Origin of the sequence: Streptomyces thermolilacinus SPC6 (genome assembly GCF_000478605.2) — a bacterium.
GTDB classification, from domain to species: Bacteria; Actinomycetota; Actinomycetes; order Streptomycetales; family Streptomycetaceae; genus Streptomyces; species Streptomyces thermolilacinus.
Genome location: NZ_ASHX02000001.1, coordinates 696,453 through 714,647, shown reverse-complemented (window position 1 = coordinate 714,647; position 18,195 = coordinate 696,453). Strand labels below are relative to the sequence as shown.

Genomic DNA, 18,195 nt, shown 5'->3' with positions numbered 1-18,195 from the left:
GCGCACGCCCGTACCGTGGTGACGGTGCCGCAGATCACCGCGGCGGGGAGAGGAGCAGCCGGCCATGGACAGTGGCGACGCACCGCGGGCCGTGCCCGGGCGGGGCCCCGAGGAGGACCGCGTCCCCCTCGCCGTGGTCACCGTCGACCACGAGGGCCGGATCTCGCACTGGTCGACCGGGGCCCGGCGCCTCTTCGGCCCCTCCCGCGAGGACGCCGTGGGCCGCCCGGCGGTCGATCTCCTGCCCCTCTCGGGCGTGCTCCGGGACGACGGGCTCGACGCGTACGACGCGTACGACGCGTACGGCGAGGAGGACGGCCACGACGGGTGCGCCCCGTACGACGACGAGCCGACGCACCGCGACGGCTTCGGGCGCGGGCCGGGCCGCGCCCCGCACCGGGCCTTCCCCGCATCGGGGCGCGCCCGGCTCCCCGGGCCCGGCGCCGAGCGGGCGGACGTGCTGTGGTGGGCGTACCCGCTGGACGGGCCGGGCCGCGAGCGGCTCCTGGTCCTGGCCGCCGACGCCTCCCCGTACGGCGGCGGGGCCGACGAGGGCGTCCGGCGGGTCGTCGCGCCCGGCTTCGCCCCGCACACCGGGTTCGAGGACGCCGACGAACTGGCCCGCCGCCTCCCCGAGATCCTCCCCGGCATGAGCGTCCACGACGCGACGAGGATCGCAGCCCGGGTATGCGAACTCGGGCACCCTGTCCTGGAGCTCATCAGCCGGACCCGCGTCCCCGTCAGTTTCGACCGGGGCGTGCCCCGACGCGCCGCCGACCGCAGCCGTGCCCCCGCCGCGAACCACGCCGCGGACGCCGGACACTCCGGTCGGAACGAAGCCGGCCCGGCCGGCACCTGGAGCTCACGGCCGCGCGGAAGCGGCCGGCGTTCCTGAGCGAGGCAGGCGGCCGCGCCGGCTCCCCGCGCGGGGGCTCGGCTGACTGACGGACCCCCGCGCCGTACCGCGAGGTCGTCCACGGCTGCCGTACCGGCGCGTACAGCGGCAGGCCCGCCGGGCGGCCGGGGCGGCCGGGCGGCGGGCCTGCCGTCGTCGGGGTCAGCTGTGCTTGCCGCGTCCCGACAGGGCGTCGCGCAGGCGGTCCACCATGCCGGTGCCCGGGGCGAGGAGCTTGTTGGCGGGCGGCTTGTCCGGTGCGGCCGGGTGCGGGCGGGTCGGCGCGGTCTTCTTCGCCTGCCGCACCTTGTCGCCCAGCTCCTCCAGCGTCTCCTGCGGGCAGGTGTCGCGGAGCCTGGGCAGCAGGTTCGCCTCCTCGTCGGCGACGTGCTCGCGGATCTCCGCCATCAGCTGCGTGATCAGCGCGTCGAACCGGGCGTCGTCGGCCTCGCAGCCCTCCAGCTCCTTCATCGTGCGCTCGGCGGACGCGTGGTCCTCCAGCTCCTTGTCGGCGAGCGCGTCGCCGTCGGGGAGGTGCTCCCGGACCGCCGGGTACAGATACGCCTCCTCCGCGACGGAGTGGCGGACCAGCTCCATCGTGACCTGGTCCGCGAGGCGCTTGCGCTCCGGGTCGCCGGAGGGCAGCTCCGTGATGCGGGTGAACAGCTCCTCCACCTCCCGGTGGTCGGTGGTCAGCTCGTTGATCACATCTCCGCCGTGTCCCATGGCGTCTCCTCACGCGTTCCGGGTGATCGTGCAGAGTGCGGATACCACCAGGAGCGGGTGATATGCGTCATTACGCCGTCCGGCCCCGCCGGGGTACCGTGCCGACCGTCCGCACCCGTTCGGCCCAACGGATCGATCGTGCACCCACAGCTCTCCCCGCTCGTCGCCGCCACCGCGCAGTGGCTCCTGCGCGCCTACCCGCCGGGGAACGGCGCCGTGGACCGCGCCCTCGCCGAGGCCCAGGCACGCCAGGCCGTGCGCGCCGCCGCCGCGCTGCGCTACCCGACCGCGCTCGACGCCGCCCTGGTGGACGTCACCGGCGGCGGGGGCGCGGACCGGCTGGACTGGGTCACCGGCGCCGGTGACGACGCGCCCTGGCGGAGCTGGGTGGACGAGGTCGTCGCCAGCTGGGCCGCCTGCCTGCTCGGCGACCCGGCGCTGGCCCAGGCCGCCGTCGCCGCCGTCGCGGGCCGGGCGACCGCCGAGTACGGCCGCCTCCTGGCGCCCGGCGAGGCGGACCGCCACGCGGCCGCCCTGCTGCGCCACCCCGACCTGCTGGCCCCGGTCGCGGACCTGCACCGCGCGGACCTCCTCACCGCCCTGGCCCTCGACCCGCGGGACCCGCCCGTCGCGGTGTAGCCGCAGGCCGCGAGGGGCCGAGCGGCCTTCAGACCGCCGTCGGCTCCAGCACCGCGGTGAGCGCGCCCGCCAGCCGGCCGGCCTGCTCCGCCGGGAGGCCCGCGATGTTGATGCGGCCCGTCGCCGTGCCGTACACCGCGTGGTCCCGGCGCAGCACCGTCATCTGCTCCGACGACAGCGGGAGCCCCGCGAACATGCCCTTCTGCCGGGCCAGCGGCTCCGCGAGTCCGTCGCAGCCCAGCGCCCGCAGCTCCGCGACCAGCGCGGCCCGGTTCGCGGCGATCCGGTCCCGCATCCCGTCCAGCTCCGCCCGCCACATCCCGCGCAGCTCCGCGTCCTGGAGGATCGTCGCCACGATGGCCGCGCCGTGCTCGGGCGGCATCGAGTACAGGGTGCGGGCGGCGTTCTGGAGCGCGGTCTCCACATGGCGCAGCGCCCGCGCCGACGAACCCAGCACGATCGCGCAGCCCGTACGGTCCGCGTACAGGCCGAAGTTCTTCGAGCAGCTCACCGCGACCAGCACCTCGGGCAGCCGCGCCGCGAGCGTCCGCGCCGCCCAGAGGTCCTCGTCCAGGCCGTCGCCGAGACCGTGGTACGCCAGGTCCAGGAAGGGCACCCAGCCGGTGCGCGCCGCCATGTCCGCCAGGGCCTCCCACACCTCGCGCGTCGGGTCCACGCCCGTCGGGTTGTGGCAGCAGCCCTGGAGCAGCACGACGTCGTCACGGCCGGCGGCGCGCAGGTCGTCCAGCAGTTCCTGCGGGTCGGTCCAGCGGAAGGTGCGCACCGCGAGGCCCGCCGCCTCCAGGATCGGCCGGTGGTTCACGTACGCCGGGTCGCTGATCCACACGGTCGCGCCGGGCCGGGTCTGCCGCACCAGGTCCGCCAGGAGCCGCAGCGCGCCCGTGCCCGCGACGGTCTGCACGGCGGTGGCCCGCCCGGCCGGCACGTCGTCGCCCAGCACGAGGGAGAGCATCGCCCGGTTGAACGCGGTGTTCCCGGACAGGCCCCGGTACTCCTTCGACGCCGAGTGCTCGGCGAGGCGCACCTCCGCCTCCCGCACGGCCCGCATCACCGGGGTGACGCCCGTGTGGTCGCGGTAGACGCCCAGGACCAGGTTCAGCCGCTCGGGGCGCAGGTCGGCGCCGTACTCGGCGGTCAGGTTCCACAGCGGATCGACCGGCGGGGCGGGCAGCAGCTCAAGCATCGGGGGAGACCTCCGGGTCACGCGGGGTACGGGGGCGCCGGTTCGCGAGGACCACGCCCGTGGTGATGAGGGGTACGCCGACGAGGACGGCCACCGTCGGCCGCTCGCCCAGCAGGGGGATCGCCAGCAGGACCACGGCCACCGGGCTGAGGCTGCCCACCACGGAGCTGCGCTCGGCGCCCAGCCGCCGGATCGCGAACGCGTACAGCAGCCCGGCGCACAGCCCGACGCCCAGCCCCTGCACGACGAGGAACAGCGCCACATCGCCCGCGGCGGCATCGGCGAGACCGGTCGGCAGGACCCCGACGGCGACCAGCAGGGCGATCACGGCGAGCGACGGCAGGCACAGCAGCCCGATGGACCCGACCGGGTCGAGGTCCACCTCCTTCAGCCCCACCGTGTACAGCGCCCACAGCCCGCTCGCCACCAGCAGCGTCCCGGAGCCCAGCATCACGTCGCCGTCGAACGGCACCGCGTACCGCCACACGAGCGCGACCACGCCGACCGCGATCAGCACCAGACCGGCGCCCTGCGTCCCGCGCGGCACGCCCCGCCCCCGCGCCACCATCAGCGCGGACACGAACAGCGGCACCATGCCCGGCACGATCGCGCCGACGAATGACGCCGAGGTCAGCGACCCGCCGAACATCGCGGCCAGGAAGAACGGCACCCCCGCCCCGCAGACGATCTTCGCGGCGGGTCCTGGCCGCACCGAGGCCAGCGCGCGACGGCGCCGCCACAGCGCGGGCGCCAGCACGACCAGCGGCACACCGAAGCGCAGCAGCGCCGCGTCGGCGGGCAGCAGCGTGGACGCGCTCAGCGCCCGGGCGCTCAGCGCGAACGCCGCCCAGATCGACACGGTCAGCAGCAGCGCCGCCATGCCCACGGCCCTCGGGGACAGGCCGCGCGGGAACACCCCGCGGCCCGCCGCTGGAGCCCCCACCACATTCGTCGCGACCACTGCGTTCCTCCAGGCCATACGGGTCCCCCTGTGCGCCGCAACGCTAGGCCCTTCGCCGGGGCAGCCGATTGCTAGTTATGCCCTCCATGCCTACCGTGGGGGCAGAATCTGCCAAGAATCGCCGGAGACGACGCGGCGCGGACCCCGGAGCGGACGTCATGGACGACATCGACCTGCGGATCATCCGCGAACTCCAGGCCGACGGCCGGCTCACCAACCAGGAGCTCGCCGACCGTGTCCGGCTGTCCCCGTCGCCGTGCCTGCGCCGGGTGCGCCGCCTGGAGGACGCCGGGCTGATCCGCGGCTACACGGCGATGGTGGACCAGGTCGCCTACGGGCTGCCGATCACCGTGTTCGTCCGCATCCGCCTGGAGCGGCACACGGCGGAGGCCGTCGCCGTCTTCGAGGAGCACGTCGCGCTCATCGAGCACATCCAGGACTGCTACCTGATGGCGGGCAGCAGCGACTACCTGCTGCGGGTGGTGATCGAGAGCCTGGAGGCGTACGAGCGGCTGGTCCGCAACCGCATTCACGCCATCCCCGGCATCGCGTCCATCGAGTCCAGCTTCGCGTTCGGCAGCGTCAAGCAGTCCCGCACCTACCCGCGCCCCGCCCGCCCCCGCTGACGCCACCACCCCTGCCCCGCCTGCCACCACCTCTGCCCCGCCGCCCCGCCGACCGCCACGCCCGCGCGCCGTCGGTGTCGCCCCGCCCGCGCGCCCCGTCGTCGCCCCGGCCGACCGGGCGGACCTGGTACCGCCACCGGGCGGCGCGTACCGTGTGGGCATGAAGATCCTCATCAGCGCCGACATGGAGGGCGCCACCGGGGTCACCTGGCCCGCCGACGTCCTGCCCGGCACGCCCCAGTGGGAGCGCTGCCGCGCGATGTTCACCTCCGACGTCAACGCGGCCGTGCTCGGCTTCCTCGACGGCGGCGCGGACGAGGTCCTCATCAACGAGGCCCACTGGACCATGCGCAACCTGCTGCTCGAACAACTCGACCCGCGCGCCCAGATGCTGACCGGCCGGCACAAGTCGCTCTCCATGGTCGAGGGCGTCCAGCACGGGGACGTGGACGGCATCGCCTTCGTCGGCTACCACACCGGCGCGGGCAGCGAGGGCGTCCTCGCCCACACGTACCTCGCCAACTCCATCACCGGCGTCTGGCTCAACGGCACGCGCGCCAGCGAGGGTTACCTCAACGCGCACGTCGTCGCCGAGTACGGCGTGCCCGTCGTCCTGGTCACCGGCGACGACCTGACGTGCCGGGACGCGCTCGGCTACGCCCCGCGAGCGCGTATGGTCGCCGTGAAAGACCATGTGTCGCGGTACGCGGCGGTCTGCCGCACCCCCACGCGGACGGCCGCCGACATCCGCGCCGCGGCGAAGGACGCCACGCGTCTCGCCGTACGGTACGAGCCGGTGCGCGGCGGCCCGTACACCGTGGAGCTGGAGTTCGACGCGGAGCACCTGGCCGCGGCCGCCACCGTCGTCCCCGGGGTGGCGGTCAGCGGCGAACGCCGGGTCGCCTACACCGGCGAGACGATGTACGAGGCCATCCGCACCTTCAAGGCGGTCACCACGATCGTCTCGGCCGCAGTGGAGGAGCAGTATGGCTGACCGGACCCTTCAGGACCGGGAGCAGGAGCGGTACCCGTCGGACGGGCCGGCCTTCGACGAGGTGGTGGCGTTCACCTCCGACCTCATCCGGATCGACACGACCAACCGCGGCGGCGGCGACTGCCGGGAGCGGCCCGCCGCCGAGTACGTCGCCGAGCGGCTCGCCGACGCCGGGATCGAACCGCGCCTGCTGGAACGCACACCGGGCCGCACCAATGTCGTCGCCCGCATCGAGGGCACCGACCCGTCCGCCGACGCGCTGCTCGTCCACGGCCACCTCGACGTGGTCCCGGCCGAGCCCGCCGACTGGACCGTCCACCCGTTCTCCGGGGAGGTCCGCGACGGCGTCGTCTGGGGCCGGGGCGCCGTGGACATGAAGAACATGGACGCGATGATCCTCGCCGTCGTACGCGACTGGGCGCGCCGCGGCGTCCGCCCGCGCCGCGACATCGTCATCGCGTACACGGCCGACGAGGAGGCGAGCGCCGCGGACGGCGCCGGGTTCCTCGCGGACCGGCACGCCGACCTGTTCGAGGGCTGCACCGAGGGCATCAGCGAGTCCGGCGCGTACACCTTCCACGCCGGGCCCGGCATGGCGCTGTACCCGATCGGCGCGGGCGAGCGCGGCACGGCCTGGCTGAAGCTGACCGCCCAGGGCCGCGCCGGGCACGGCTCCAAGGTGAACCGGGAGAACGCGGTGACCCGCCTCTCCGCCGCCATCGCCCGCATCGGCGAGCACCGCTGGCCCACCCGCCTCACCACCACCGTCCGCGCCGCGCTCACCGAGCTGGCCGCGCTGCACGGCATCGACGTGCCCGACCTGGACGACCCGGACTTCGACATCGACGGGCTCCTCGTCAAGCTCGGTCCGGCCGCCGCCCTGGTCGAGGCGACCCTGCGCAACAGCTCCAACCCGACGATGCTGCACGCCGGGTACAAGGTGAACGTCATCCCCGGCGCGGCCAGCGCCCATGTGGACGGACGGGTCGTCCCGGGCGGCGAGAAGGAGTTCGAGACCACCCTCGACGAGCTGACGGGACCGGGCGTCCACTGGGAGTACCAGCACCGGGAGATCGCCCTGGAGGCGCCGGTCGACTCGCCCACGTACGCCACGCTGCGCGCCGGGATCGAGAAGTTCGACCCGGAAGCGCGGGTCGTGCCGTTCTGCATGTCGGGCGGCACCGACGCCAAGCAGTTCTCCCGGCTGGGCATCGTCGGCTACGGTTTCGCCCCGCTGAAACTGCCCGTCGGCTTCGACTACCAGGCGCTGTTCCACGGTGTCGACGAGCGGGTCCCGGTCGACGCGCTGCACTTCGGTGTCCGCGTCCTCGACCACTGTCTGCGCAACGTCTAGCCCTCAGGGGGGAGTCGTCCATGGTGCCCACGGGGCCTTACGGAACGTGGCCGTCGCCGATCGAGGCGGGTCTCGCCGCCGCGCACGACGGGCTGCCGGAGTTCGTCGGGACGGTCGGCGACGAAGTGTGGTGGACCGCGCCGCGGCCCGCCGAGGGCGGCCGCCGCGCGCTGGTCCGCCGCACCGCCGACGGCGCCGAGGTGTCCGTCCTGCCGGCCCCGTGGAACGTCCGCAGCCGCGTCGTCGAGTACGGCGGGCAGCCGTGGGCGGGCACCGCGCGGGACGGCGGCGCCGGGCCGCTCGTCGTCTTCTGCCACTTCCCCGACCAGCGGCTGTACGCGTACGAACCGGACGGCGACGCCCCGCCCCGCCCGCTCACCCCGGTCTCCGCGACGGGCGGCGGGCTGCGCTGGGCCGACCCGGTGTTCCACCCGGACGGCACCGAGGTGTGGTGCGTCCTGGAGGAGTACACCGGCGAGGGCCCCGGCGACGTGCGGCGCGTCATCGCCGCCGTACCGCTCGACGGGTCGGCGGCCGGGGACCGCACCGCGATACGGGAACTGACGGACGACCGGCACCGGTTCGTCACAGGTCCCCGGCTCTCCCCGGACGGCCGCAAGGCCGCCTGGCTCGCCTGGGACCACCCGCTCATGCCGTGGGACGGCACGCTCGTGATGACCGGCGACGTCGTGGACGGCGGCCCGTTCGCCTCCGTCACGCCGGTCGCCGGGGCCGTGGACGAGTCGGTCTGCCAGGTGGACTGGGCGTCCGACGGCTCCCTGCTGTACGCCTCCGACCGTGGCGGCTGGTGGGAACCGTACCGGCAGGCGCCCGGCGCCACCACGGCGACCGCCCTGTGCGCGGGCCGCGAGGAGGAGTTCGGCGGGCCGCTGTGGAAGGTGGGCCTGCGCTGGTTCCAGCCCCTCGACAGCGGGCTCGTCGCCGTCATCCACGGCAAGGGCACCACCGCGCTCGGCATCCTCGACCCAGAGACCGGCGAACTGGTGGACGCCGCCGGGCCGTGGACCGAGTGGGCGCCCACCCTCGCCGCGCACGGCAGCCGGGTCTTCGGCGTCGCCGCCAGCCCCCGCAGCGGCTACGAGGTGGTGGAGCTGGACACCGGCACCGGCCGCGCCCGCGTCATCGGCGCCGCCCACGACGACCCGGTCGACCCCGTGTACTACCCCGAGCCGCAGCTGCGCACCTTCACCGGCCTGGACGACCGGGAGATCCACGCCCACGTCTACCCGCCGCACAACCCCGACACGGTCGCCCCCGACGACGAGCTGCCGCCGTACGTCGTGTGGGCGCACGGAGGGCCCACCGGGCGGGCGCCCCTCGTCCTCGACCTGGAGATCGCCTACTTCACCTCCCGGGGCATCGGCGTCGCCGAGGTGAACTACGGCGGCTCCACCGGCTACGGCCGCGCCTACCGGGAACGGCTGCGCGAGCAGTGGGGCGTGGTGGACGTGGAGGACTGCGCCGCCGTCGCCCGGGCGCTCGCCGCCGAGGGCACCGCCGACCCGGCCCGCCTCGCCATCCGGGGCGGCAGCGCGGGCGGCTGGACGGCCGCCGCGTCCCTGGCGACCACCGACGTGTACGCCTGCGCCGCCATCCGCTACCCCGTCCTCGACCTGGAGGCGTGGGGCACGGCGGGGGAGACCCACGACTTCGAGTCGCACTACCTGGAGTCGCTCGTCGGGCCGCTCGCCGAGGTGCCCGCCCGCTACCAGGAGCGCTCCCCGCTGAGCCATGTCGATTGGATCGACGCCCCGTTCCTGCTGCTCCAGGGGCTGGACGACCTGGTCTGCCCGCCCGCGCAGAGCGAGCGGTTCCTGGCGCGCATGGCAGGGCGGGGCGTCCCCCACGCGTACCTCGCGTTCGCGGGGGAGGAGCACGGCTTCCGGCGCGCGGAGACGCTGGTACGCGCCCTGGAATCCGAACTCGCGCTGTACGCGCAGACGTTCGGCATCTCCCGCCTCGATGTGCCTCCGCTGGAGATGAACAAGTGAGCCGCCCGGCGTCGGCCCCCGTGCCGCCCCCTTCTCCCGTGCCGCCGCTGGCGCCGCTGACCCGGCCGGAGCGGCTGCGGCCGGGCGCCCGGGTCGCGGTCGTCGCGCCGTCCGGGCCGGTACCGGAGGAGCGGCTCGCGGCCGGTCTCGACCTGCTGCGCGGCTGGGACCTGGACCCGGTGGCCCTGCCGCACGCCCTGGACCGCCACCCCGCCTTCCGCTACCTGGCCGGCACCGACGAGGACCGGGCCCGCGACTTCCAGGCCGCCTGGTGCGACCCGGACGTGGACGCGGTGGTCAGCGCCCGCGGCGGGTACGGCGCCCAGCGGACCGTGGACCTGCTCGACTGGGACGCGATGCGGGCCGCCGGGCCGAAGGTGTTCGTCGGTTTCAGCGACGCGACGGCTCTCCACGAGGCGTTCGCCCAGCGCATGGGCCTCGCCACCCTGCACGGGCCGATGGCGGGGGCGGCGGCCTTCCTCAAGGACGCAGCGACCCAGGAGTCGCTGCGGGCCACCCTGATGGAGCCCGAAGCGGTACGGGTCCTCGGCGCGGGCACGGCGCGGCCGCTGGTGCCGGGGCGGGCGCGGGGCGTCACCGTGGGCGGCTGTCTCAGCCTGCTCGCCTCCGCGCTGGGCACACCCGACGGGCGCGCGTCGCTGCGCGGCGGGCTGCTGCTCCTGGAGGACGTGGGGGAGGAGCCGTACCGGATCGACCGGATGCTGACGCAGCTGCTCAGGGCCGGGCTGCTGGACGGCCTCGCCGGTGTCGCGCTCGGCTCGTGGGAGGAGTGCGGCCCGTACGAGGCGGTGCGCGCGGTGCTGCTCGACCGGCTCGGCGGGCTGGGCGTGCCGGTCGTGGAGGAGCTGGGCTTCGGCCATGGCACGCCCGCGCTGACCGTGCCGCTCGGCGTGCCCGCCGTGCTCGACGCGGACGCCGGGACGCTCACGCTGGAGACGCCCGCACTCCGCTGACCCGGCGCGGAGCCGGGGGAGTGCGGGCGCCCCGGCGGGCCTCGTACGGCGCCCGGTACGGGAGCCTCGTACCGGGCCGTCGCGAAGCCGCCGGGGCGCCGGGGCGCTGTGGCGGTGCCGCGGCGGTGCCGCGGCGGGCGTCAGGCGGCGGCGCGGATCGCCGCGTAGCCGGGGCGGACGATCTCGTCGATGATCCGGCGGCGCTCCGGCAGCGGCAGGAACGCGGCCTCGACGGCGGCGACGGTGAACTCCTCGAACACGTCCGGGCCGTAGTGGAACGCGTCCGCCATGTGCTGGAACTCCTCGCTCATGGTGGTGCCGGACACGAGCCGGTTGTCCGTGTTGAGCGTGACGCGGAAGCCCAGGCGGCGCAGCTGGTCGATGGGGTGCGAGGCGTAGTCCTTCGCGGCGCCCGTCTGGAGGTTGGAGGTCGGGCAGACCTCCAGGGCGATGCGGTTGTCGCGGACGTACGCGGCGAGGTGGCCGAGCGTGCCGTCCTCGGCGATGTCGTCGGTGATCCGCACCCCGTGGCCGATCCGCTCGGCGCCGCACACCTGCACGGCCTCGTGGATCGACTCGGCGCCGACGGCCTCGCCCGCGTGGATCGTGAAGTGGCAGTTGTGCCGCTTGAGGTGCTGGAACGCGGGGAGGTGGCGGGACGGCGGGTTGCCGACCTCGCCGCCCGCGATGTCGAACCCGGCCACGCCCCGGTCGCGGTGGGCGACGGTCAGCTCGGCTATCTCCAGCGAGCGGTCCGTGTGGCGCATGCCGGTCAGCAGGGTGCCGACGGTGATGCGGCCGCCGGTGCGGCGCTCACCCTCGCGGAAGCCCTCGTTGACCGCGTCGACGACCTCGTCCAGGGTCAGTCCGGCCGCCAGGTGCTGTTCGGGGGCGTAGCGCACCTCGGCGTAGACGACGCCGTCCGCCGCCAGGTCCTCGGCGCACTCGGCCGCGACACGGAACAGCGCCTCGCGGGTCTGCATGACCGCGCAGGTGTGGGCGAACGTCTCCAGGTACCGCTCCAGCGAACCGGAGTCGGCGGCGTCGCGGAACCACACGGCCAGCTCGGCCGGGTCCTCGGTCGGCAGACCGGTGTAGCCGCACGCGCGGGCCAGTTCGATGATCGTGGCGGGGCGCAGACCGCCGTCCAGGTGGTCGTGCAGCACGGCCTTGGGGGCCCGGCGGACCCAGTCGGCGACGGAGACGGTCGAGGCGAGGTTGTCAGACAAGTGCATGTCCGGAGTGTAGGGCACCGCCGCGGCGGCCGCCGTGACCCCTGCGACAGCCCGGCCGCGGCAGCCCGGCGGGAGCCGCCGTGGCGCCTCCCGGCCGGGCACCTGCGGGCGGTCAGTTGGACTGCAGGACCGGCAGCGCGGGCGCGCCCGTCGGGAGCATGTGCTTCGCCGCCAGGACCGGGGTCTGACCGACCCGTACGACCTGGGTGACCAGCACCGCGGGGGTGTCCGCCGACCGGTCGAGCTGCTCCCCGCGCCGCTGCCCGACCAGGGTGGCCGTGACCGCGCTGTGCGCCCCGAGCGCCACCCCGCGCGACGCCCCGGCCAGCACGGCCAGCATCGACGTGCGCTCCGGCGCCGCCGCCCGCCGCAGGGCCTCGGCGAAGGCCGGGTGGACGCGCTCCAGCACCTCGTCGGGCGCCGCCCACTCCTGGCTGAGCGCCGCCGCGGTGCCCTCCGCCGCCAGCAGCGACTCCCAGAACCGCAGCTCGGCCCGTACGGGCGCCAGCAGGTGCTGGGCGGTGAAGTCCGTCGGCGCCTCCACGGTGCGCAGCAGCGCCCGTACGCGGACCGGGGCGCCCGCGCCGATCAGGTCCTCCAGCGGCTGGACGTGCTCGAAGCCGCGCCGGGGCGGCCGGTCGTTGACGGTGCGGCCCACACCGCGGCGCACCGACAGCAGCCCGTCCTCCTGGAGCAGCAGCAGCGCCTCGCGCAGCGCCGGGCGGCTGACGCCGAGCTCGGCGGCGAGGCGCGGCTCGGACGGCAGGGTGGAGCCCGGCGGGTAGGTGCCGGCGTTGATCGCGTCCACGATCCGCTCGTACAGCACCACGACCGGACGCCGCCGCTCCGCACCGCCCACCGCAGATACCTCCTGGTTCGCCCGTCGGTCGATCACCCGCACGGTATGCCGCCCGCCACCTGCCAGGCAATCCGTACTTGTCTGACAAGTTTGAGCGGGTGCGGGCCGGGCCCTAGCCTGTACGGATGTCCGACGTCAGCACTCCGCGCCCCGCGTACCTGGCCGAGGGGCCCCGCGTGGGCCTGCGGCCCTTCCGGTACGAGGACGCCGACGAGTTCACCGCCCGGGCGCGGGAGAGCAAGGACCTCCATCATCCTTGGCTGTTCCCGCCCGACACGGCCACGGCCTACGCCGCGTACGCCCGTGCCCTCATCGAGGACCCGGCCCGGCTCGGCTGTCTGGTGTGCGAGCGCGACGGCGGCGGCATCGCCGGGTTCGTCAACATCAACAACATCGTGCGGGGCGCGTTCGAGTGCGGCGCCCTCGGATACGGCGCCTTCGCGCACGCGGCAGGGCGCGGCCTGATGGGCGAGGCCGTCGCGCTCGTCGTCCGCCACGCCTTCGGCCCCCTCGGGCTGCACCGCCTGGAGGCCAACATCCAGCCTGGTAACGCGAGTTCGATCGCCCTGGTCCGGCGGGCGGGCTTCCGCAAGGAGGGCTTCTCCCCGGCGATGCTCCGCGTCGACGGTGCCTGGCGCGACCACGAACGCTGGGCGATCACCGCCGAGATGCCCCTTCCGCCCGTCGGCGGCCCGCCCCGTTGACCGACCCCGCGCCGGGGCCTTCACGCCCCGGGGAGCCTTCACGCCCCTGGGGCCTTCGCGCCCTCGGAGCCGCGCCTCCCGGGCTCCGCGCCGGCGCCTACTCGGTGCGGCGGTCCACGTACTCGAAGACCGAGCCGTCCGGGTGGACCGCGATCAGGTTGCGGCCCACGGGGGTGGGCACCGGCCCGGCCACGATCTTCGCGCCGACCTCGGTCAGCGTCGCGTGCGCCACGTCCACGTCCGCCACGGCGATCGTCGCCGTGACCTTGCGCAGCACCTCCAGCTCCGACTCGGGCCCGCTCATCAGCAGGAAGCAGCCGACCGCCGCGACGCGGACCCCGCCGCGCTCGAACCGCAGCGCGGGGGCTCCCGTGAGCCGCTCGTAGAACGCCGCCGCGGCGTCCAGGTCATCCACGCAGACGCGCAGTGTGGTACCGAGGATCTCCATACCCGCCAGGGTAGTTGGATCGGATCACACCCGGCAGAGGATCTCCCCGTGCGGCACGGCGAACCAGCCGTCGTCGCAGGCCCCCCACTCCCGCCAGCCCCCGGCGACCGCCGCCAGCCGCTCCGGTGACGTGTGGCCGCCCTCCACCGCGAGCCGCCCGTACGCCGACTCCGTCGTGCGGTCCGCCCACAGCGCGCTCCACCACGCGCGGTCCTCCCGCGTGGCGAAACACCACGCCGCCGCAGTCGGCGTGATGTCGGTGAACCCCGCCGCCCGCGCCCAGGACAGCAGCCGCCGCCCGGCGTCCGGCTCCCCGCCGTTGCCCCGCGCCACCCGCCGGTACAGCGCCAGCCACTCCGTCAGCGCCGGCACCTCCGGGAACCAGGTGAACCCGGCGTAGTCGCTGTCCCGCACGGCGACGACCCCGCCGGGCCGGCACACGCGCCGCATCTCGCGCAGCGCGCCGACCGGGTCCCCCACGTGCTGGAGCACCTGGTGGGCGTGGACGACGTCGAAGGAGTCGTCGGCGAAGTCCAGCGCGTGCACGTCCGCCACCGCGAACTCGACGTTCTTCACACCCCGTTCCGCCGCGACCTCCCGCGCCTGCTCCAGTACGCCCGCCGACGCGTCCACCGCCGTCACCCGCCCCGGCGCCACCCGCGCGGCCAGGTCCGCCGTGATCGTGCCAGGACCGCACCCCACGTCGAGCACGTCCAGACCGGGCCGCAGCTCGCCCAGCAGGTAGGCCGCAGAGTTCTCCGCCGTACGCCATCGGTGTGAGCGCAGCACCGACTCGTGGTGTCCGTGTGTGTAGACAGCGTCCTTCATGGGCCTGTGCTCTCCGTCTCCCTCGTGGGCGGTACAGGCCGCCCACGCTACGCCAACCCGCCACATCGCGAGACGGGTTTCCCGACATATGGACATCGGGGTGCGGGTGGCCGGACACGGGCCGTTAACCCGGCGGCGCGCCGGGTACCCGGCGCCCCATGAAGAACAAGACCCCGCGGTCCCGGCAGCCGGTACGGGCGGCCACCGCGGCGCTCGGGGGTGCCCTGGTGGCCGCGCTCGTCACGGTGGTCCGCCGCCGCGCCACCCGCACCGCCGAACGCCACCCGCTGCGCGCCCTCGAACCGGAGCCCACCGGACCGGAGACCGAGCCCACGGACCTCAGCGAGCCGGAGGAGCCAGGCGAGGTTCGGGTCGTCGCGCCCGGAGCGTCCCCCGCACCGGTCGCGCCGCCCCCGCCGCCGGAGGCCCAGCCCGCCGAGCCGGCCCAGCCGCCCGGACCGCCCGCCGACCCGGAGGCACCGCACCACCGAGCCTGAACCACAAGCCCATCCACGGGAGGCCCAGTGACCACCCAGCCGCGGCGCCGCCCGCGCGTCCTCATCGTCGGAGCCGGCTTCGCCGGATACCAGACCGCCCGCGAACTCACCCGCACGCTGCGCGGACGTGCCGAGATCGTCCTGCTCAACCCCACGGACTATTTCCTCTACCTGCCGCTGCTGCCGCAGGTCGCCGCCGGGGTCCTCGAACCCCGCCGCGTCACCGTGTCCCTGCCGGGCACCCTGCGCCACGTACGGCTGGTCCTCGGCGAGGCCGGACACGTCGACCTCGACGCCCGCCGCGTCCACTACACCGACCCGGAGGGAACCCCCGGCGAGCTCGGCTACGACCGGCTCGTCCTCGCGGTCGGCAGCGTCAGCAAACTGCTGCCCATCCCGGGCGTCGCCGAGCACGCCACCGGCTTCCGCGGCCTGCCCGAGGCGCTCTACCTGCGCGACCACATCACCCGTCAGGTGGAGCTCGCCGCGTCCGCCGCCGATCCCGCCGAGTGCACCTCGCGCTGCACGTTCGTCGTCGTCGGCGCCGGATACACCGGCACGGAGGTCGCCGCCCACGGCAAGATGTTCACCGACGCGCTGGTCCGCAAGCACCCCGCCTGGCCCGAGGGCGTACGGCCCCGCTGGCTGCTCCTCGACGTCGCCGACCGTGTCCTGCCGGGCCTCGACCAGCGCCTCTCCGACACGGCCGACCAGGTGCTCCGCTCCCGCGGCGTCGACGTCCGCATGGGCACCTCCGTCAAGGAGTCCACACGCGAGGGAGTCCTGCTGAGCACGGGCGAGTTCGTGAAGACACGCTCGCTCATCTGGTGCGTCGGCGTACGCCCCGACCCGCTCGTCTCCGAGCTGGGCCTGCCCGTCGAACGCGGCCGCCTCGTCGTCACCCCGCAGCTGGAGGTCCCGGGCAAGCCCGGTGTCTTCGCCTGCGGCGACGCGGCCGCCGTACCGGACCTGCACCGGCCGGGCGAGTTCACGCCCATGACCGCGCAGCACGCGGCGCGACAGGGCAAGGTCGCCGCCCGCAACGTCGCCGCGTCCCTCGGCGTCGGCGAGCCCGTCCCGTACCGCCACAGCGACCTGGGCTTCGCCGTCGACCTCGGCGGGGTCAAGGCCGCCGCGAACCCGCTCGGCGTCCCCCTGTCGGGCATCGTCGCCGGAGCCGTCACCCGCGGCTACCACCTGGCCGCCATGCCCGGCAACCGGGTGCGGGTCGCGGCCGACTGGCTCCTGGACGCCGCACTGCCCCGCCAGGCCGTGCAGCTCGGCCTGGTCCGCTCCTGGCAGGTCCCCCTCGACACGGCGTCGCCCGAGCTGGCCAAGACCGGCCCCGGACCCCGCAAGGAGTGACATGAGTCCCGAAGAACTCACCGAACTCGGCCAGCAGCTGCGCGCCGACGCCGTCCGCGCGTCCGACGCCGCCGGCTCCGGCCACCCCACGTCGTCCATGTCGGCCGCCGACATCGCGGCCGTGCTCCTCGCGAACCACCTGCGCTACGACTTCGAGCGCCCCGACCACCCGGGCAACGACCGGCTGGTCCTCTCCAAGGGCCACGCCTCGCCCCTGCTGTACGCGCTGTACCGGGCGGCGGGCGCCATAGACGAGGCCGAGCTGCTGACCTACCGCGGGCTGGGCAGCCGCCTCGAAGGGCACCCCACGCCCCGGCTGCCCTGGGTGGACGTGGCGACCGGCTCCCTGGGACAGGGCCTGCCCGTCGCCGTCGGCATGGCGCTCGCCGGGCAGCGGCTCGACCGGCTGCCGTACCGCGTGTACGTCCTGTCGGGCGACAGCGAGATGGCGGAGGGCTCCGTCTGGGAGGCCGTCGAGCACGCCGCGTACAACCACCTCGACAACCTGACGCTCGTCGTGGACGTCAACCGGCTGGGCCAGCGCGGCCCCACCCGCCACGAACACGACCTGGACGCCTACGGCCGCCGCCTCCACGCCTTCGGGTGGCACGTCGTCGAGGTGGACGGCCACGACGTGGAGGCCCTGGACTCCGCCTTCTCGGAGGCCCGCTCCACCACCCGGCAGCCCACCGCGATCCTCGCCCGCACCCACAAGGGCCGGGGTGTCGAGGCCGCCGAGGACCGCGAGGGCCTGCACGGCAAGCCCCTGAAGGACGCCGACGCCGCCATCGCCGAACTCGGCGGCGTACGCAACGCCCGCGTCGCCGTCCACGCGCCGCCGGACGGCGAACCGCCCGCCGTGCCGCCGGACACCCGGCCCGAACCACCCCGCTTCGACGTGGGCGACAAGGTGGCCACCCGCACCGCGTACGGGCACGCCCTCGAAGCGGTCGGTTCGGCGCTCGGCCGGGTCGTCGCCCTCGACGCCGAGGTCAGCGACTCCACCCGCACCGAGTTCTTCGCGAAGGCGCACCCCGACCGGTACTTCGAGTGCTACATCGCCGAGCAGCAGATGGTCGCCGCCGCCGTCGGCATGGCCGCGCGCGGCTACGTGCCGTACGCCTCGACGTTCGCCGCGTTCCTCACCCGCGCCCACGACTTCATCCGCATGGCCGCCGTCAGCCGCGTCGGCGTCAACCTCGTCGGGTCGCACGCCGGTGTCGCCATCGGCCCCGACGGCCCCTCCCAGATGGGGCTGGAGGACCTGGCGATGCTCCGCGCCGTCCACGGCAGCACCGTCCTCTACCCGTGCGACGCCAACCAGACGGTCCGCCTCGTCTCCGCCATGGCCGGCCTCGACGGCATCCGCTATCTGCGCACCACGCGCGGCGACCTGCCCGTCCTGTACGGCCCCGACGAGGAGTTCCCGGTCGGCGGATCGAAGGTGCTGCGCCGCCACGACCACGACAAGGCCACCGTCGTCGCGGCGGGCACCACCGTCCACGAGGCACTCAAGGCCGCCGACGTGCTGGAGCGCGAGGGCATCCCCGTACGCGTCATCGACCTGTACTCGGTCAAACCGGTCGACGCGGACGCCCTCAACGACGCCGCGGGGCAGACCGGATGCCTCCTGACGGTCGAGGACCACCACCCGGAGGGCGGCATCGGCGACGCCGTCGCGGAGGTCTTCTCCGACGGCCGCCCCGCCCCCCGCATGGCCCGCCTCGCCGTCCGGAACATGCCCACCTCCGCCACCCCCGAGGAGCAGCTGCACGAGGCGGGCATCGACGCCGACGCCATCGCCTCGGCGGTGAAGCTCCTGGTGGAGCGGGTCATCGCATAGCCCTCCCACACCGAGCGGGCGCCGACGGCCG

General features: G+C 75.0%; 18 protein-coding genes. 11 read left to right on the top strand and 7 right to left on the bottom strand.

Going from position 1 to position 18,195, the window contains the following annotated elements:
- Positions 1 to 64: 64 nt before the first annotated feature.
- Positions 65 to 895, top strand: a complete 831-nt coding sequence (locus tag J116_RS03185; protein WP_023590801.1) for a PAS domain-containing protein — start codon at positions 65 to 67, stop codon at positions 893 to 895.
- A gap of 162 nt (positions 896 to 1,057) precedes the next feature.
- Here J116_RS03185 and J116_RS03180 read toward each other — a convergent pair whose 3' ends face one another.
- On the bottom strand, positions 1,058 to 1,621 hold the full coding sequence (locus tag J116_RS03180; RefSeq protein ID WP_023590802.1) for a hemerythrin domain-containing protein: 564 nt from the start codon (positions 1,619 to 1,621) through the stop codon (positions 1,058 to 1,060).
- 138 nt (positions 1,622 to 1,759) lie between these two features.
- Here J116_RS03180 and J116_RS03175 point away from each other — a divergent pair, with 138 nt between their 5' ends.
- Positions 1,760 to 2,260, top strand: coding sequence for a hypothetical protein (locus tag J116_RS03175; RefSeq protein WP_037948695.1), 501 nt, complete (start codon positions 1,760 to 1,762; stop codon positions 2,258 to 2,260).
- Positions 2,261 to 2,288: 28 nt separating this feature from the next.
- On the opposite strand, the gene J116_RS03170 is transcribed toward J116_RS03175, so the two are convergent.
- Positions 2,289 to 3,464 (bottom strand): amino acid aminotransferase, encoded by a 1,176-nt coding sequence (locus J116_RS03170; protein ID WP_023590804.1) that lies wholly within the window; start codon positions 3,462 to 3,464, stop codon positions 2,289 to 2,291.
- Positions 3,457 to 4,425: a DMT family transporter gene (locus J116_RS03165; protein ID WP_023590805.1), complete on the bottom strand. Its 969-nt coding sequence runs from the start codon at positions 4,423 to 4,425 to the stop codon at positions 3,457 to 3,459. Before J116_RS03165 ends, J116_RS03170 begins: the two co-directional genes overlap by 8 nt.
- 158 nt (positions 4,426 to 4,583) lie before the next feature.
- Here J116_RS03165 and J116_RS03160 point away from each other — a divergent pair, with 158 nt between their 5' ends.
- The 5 genes from J116_RS03160 to J116_RS03140 all read left to right on the top strand — a co-directional run bounded on the left by J116_RS03160 (position 4,584) and on the right by J116_RS03140 (position 10,385).
- Positions 4,584 to 5,051: an Lrp/AsnC family transcriptional regulator gene (locus J116_RS03160; RefSeq protein ID WP_023590806.1), complete on the top strand. Its 468-nt coding sequence runs from the start codon at positions 4,584 to 4,586 to the stop codon at positions 5,049 to 5,051.
- A 160-nt stretch (positions 5,052 to 5,211) separates the two neighbouring features.
- Positions 5,212 to 6,045: a M55 family metallopeptidase gene (locus J116_RS03155; protein ID WP_028964716.1), complete on the top strand. Its 834-nt coding sequence runs from the start codon at positions 5,212 to 5,214 to the stop codon at positions 6,043 to 6,045.
- Positions 6,038 to 7,399 carry a M20/M25/M40 family metallo-hydrolase gene (locus tag J116_RS03150; RefSeq protein ID WP_023590808.1) on the top strand — a complete coding sequence of 454 codons (1,362 nt, stop codon included), beginning with the start codon at positions 6,038 to 6,040 and terminating at the stop codon, positions 7,397 to 7,399. Before J116_RS03155 ends, J116_RS03150 begins: the two co-directional genes overlap by 8 nt.
- A gap of 20 nt (positions 7,400 to 7,419) precedes the next feature.
- Complete coding sequence (locus tag J116_RS03145) at positions 7,420 to 9,411, top strand: dipeptidyl-peptidase 5 (protein ID WP_023590809.1); 1,992 nt, start codon at positions 7,420 to 7,422, stop codon at positions 9,409 to 9,411.
- A 38-nt stretch (positions 9,412 to 9,449) separates the two neighbouring features.
- Complete coding sequence (locus tag J116_RS03140; RefSeq protein ID WP_028964717.1) at positions 9,450 to 10,385, top strand: S66 peptidase family protein; 936 nt, start codon at positions 9,450 to 9,452, stop codon at positions 10,383 to 10,385.
- 140 nt (positions 10,386 to 10,525) lie between these two features.
- On the opposite strand, the gene J116_RS03135 is transcribed toward J116_RS03140, so the two are convergent.
- Complete coding sequence (locus J116_RS03135) at positions 10,526 to 11,620, bottom strand: adenosine deaminase (protein WP_028964718.1); 1,095 nt, start codon at positions 11,618 to 11,620, stop codon at positions 10,526 to 10,528.
- 112 nt (positions 11,621 to 11,732) lie between these two features.
- A complete protein-coding gene (locus J116_RS03130; protein WP_235617302.1) occupies positions 11,733 to 12,515 on the bottom strand; it encodes a GntR family transcriptional regulator in 783 nt (260 codons plus the stop codon).
- An 89-nt stretch (positions 12,516 to 12,604) separates the two neighbouring features.
- Here J116_RS03130 and J116_RS03125 point away from each other — a divergent pair, with 89 nt between their 5' ends.
- Positions 12,605 to 13,183: a GNAT family N-acetyltransferase gene (locus J116_RS03125; protein WP_023590813.1), complete on the top strand. Its 579-nt coding sequence runs from the start codon at positions 12,605 to 12,607 to the stop codon at positions 13,181 to 13,183.
- A gap of 97 nt (positions 13,184 to 13,280) precedes the next feature.
- On the opposite strand, the gene J116_RS03120 is transcribed toward J116_RS03125, so the two are convergent.
- On the bottom strand, positions 13,281 to 13,631 hold the full coding sequence (locus tag J116_RS03120; RefSeq protein WP_023590814.1) for a VOC family protein: 351 nt from the start codon (positions 13,629 to 13,631) through the stop codon (positions 13,281 to 13,283).
- Positions 13,632 to 13,655: 24 nt separating this feature from the next.
- Positions 13,656 to 14,459 (bottom strand): class I SAM-dependent methyltransferase, encoded by an 804-nt coding sequence (locus tag J116_RS03115; protein ID WP_023590815.1) that lies wholly within the window; start codon positions 14,457 to 14,459, stop codon positions 13,656 to 13,658.
- Between the two features lie 158 nt (positions 14,460 to 14,617).
- Between J116_RS03115 and J116_RS30355 the strand changes: the two genes are divergently transcribed.
- Genes J116_RS30355 through J116_RS03100 form a run of 3 tightly spaced genes read left to right on the top strand, consistent with a single transcriptional unit; the run spans position 14,618 to position 18,164 of the window.
- A complete protein-coding gene (locus J116_RS30355) occupies positions 14,618 to 14,956 on the top strand; it encodes a hypothetical protein (protein ID WP_023590816.1) in 339 nt (112 codons plus the stop codon).
- 27 nt (positions 14,957 to 14,983) lie between these two features.
- Entirely contained in the window at positions 14,984 to 16,321 is a 1,338-nt protein-coding gene (locus tag J116_RS03105; RefSeq protein ID WP_023590817.1) for an NAD(P)/FAD-dependent oxidoreductase, read from the top strand.
- Position 16,322: 1 nt separating this feature from the next.
- A complete protein-coding gene (locus tag J116_RS03100) occupies positions 16,323 to 18,164 on the top strand; it encodes a transketolase (RefSeq protein WP_023590818.1) in 1,842 nt (613 codons plus the stop codon).
- Positions 18,165 to 18,195: the final 31 nt, after the last annotated feature.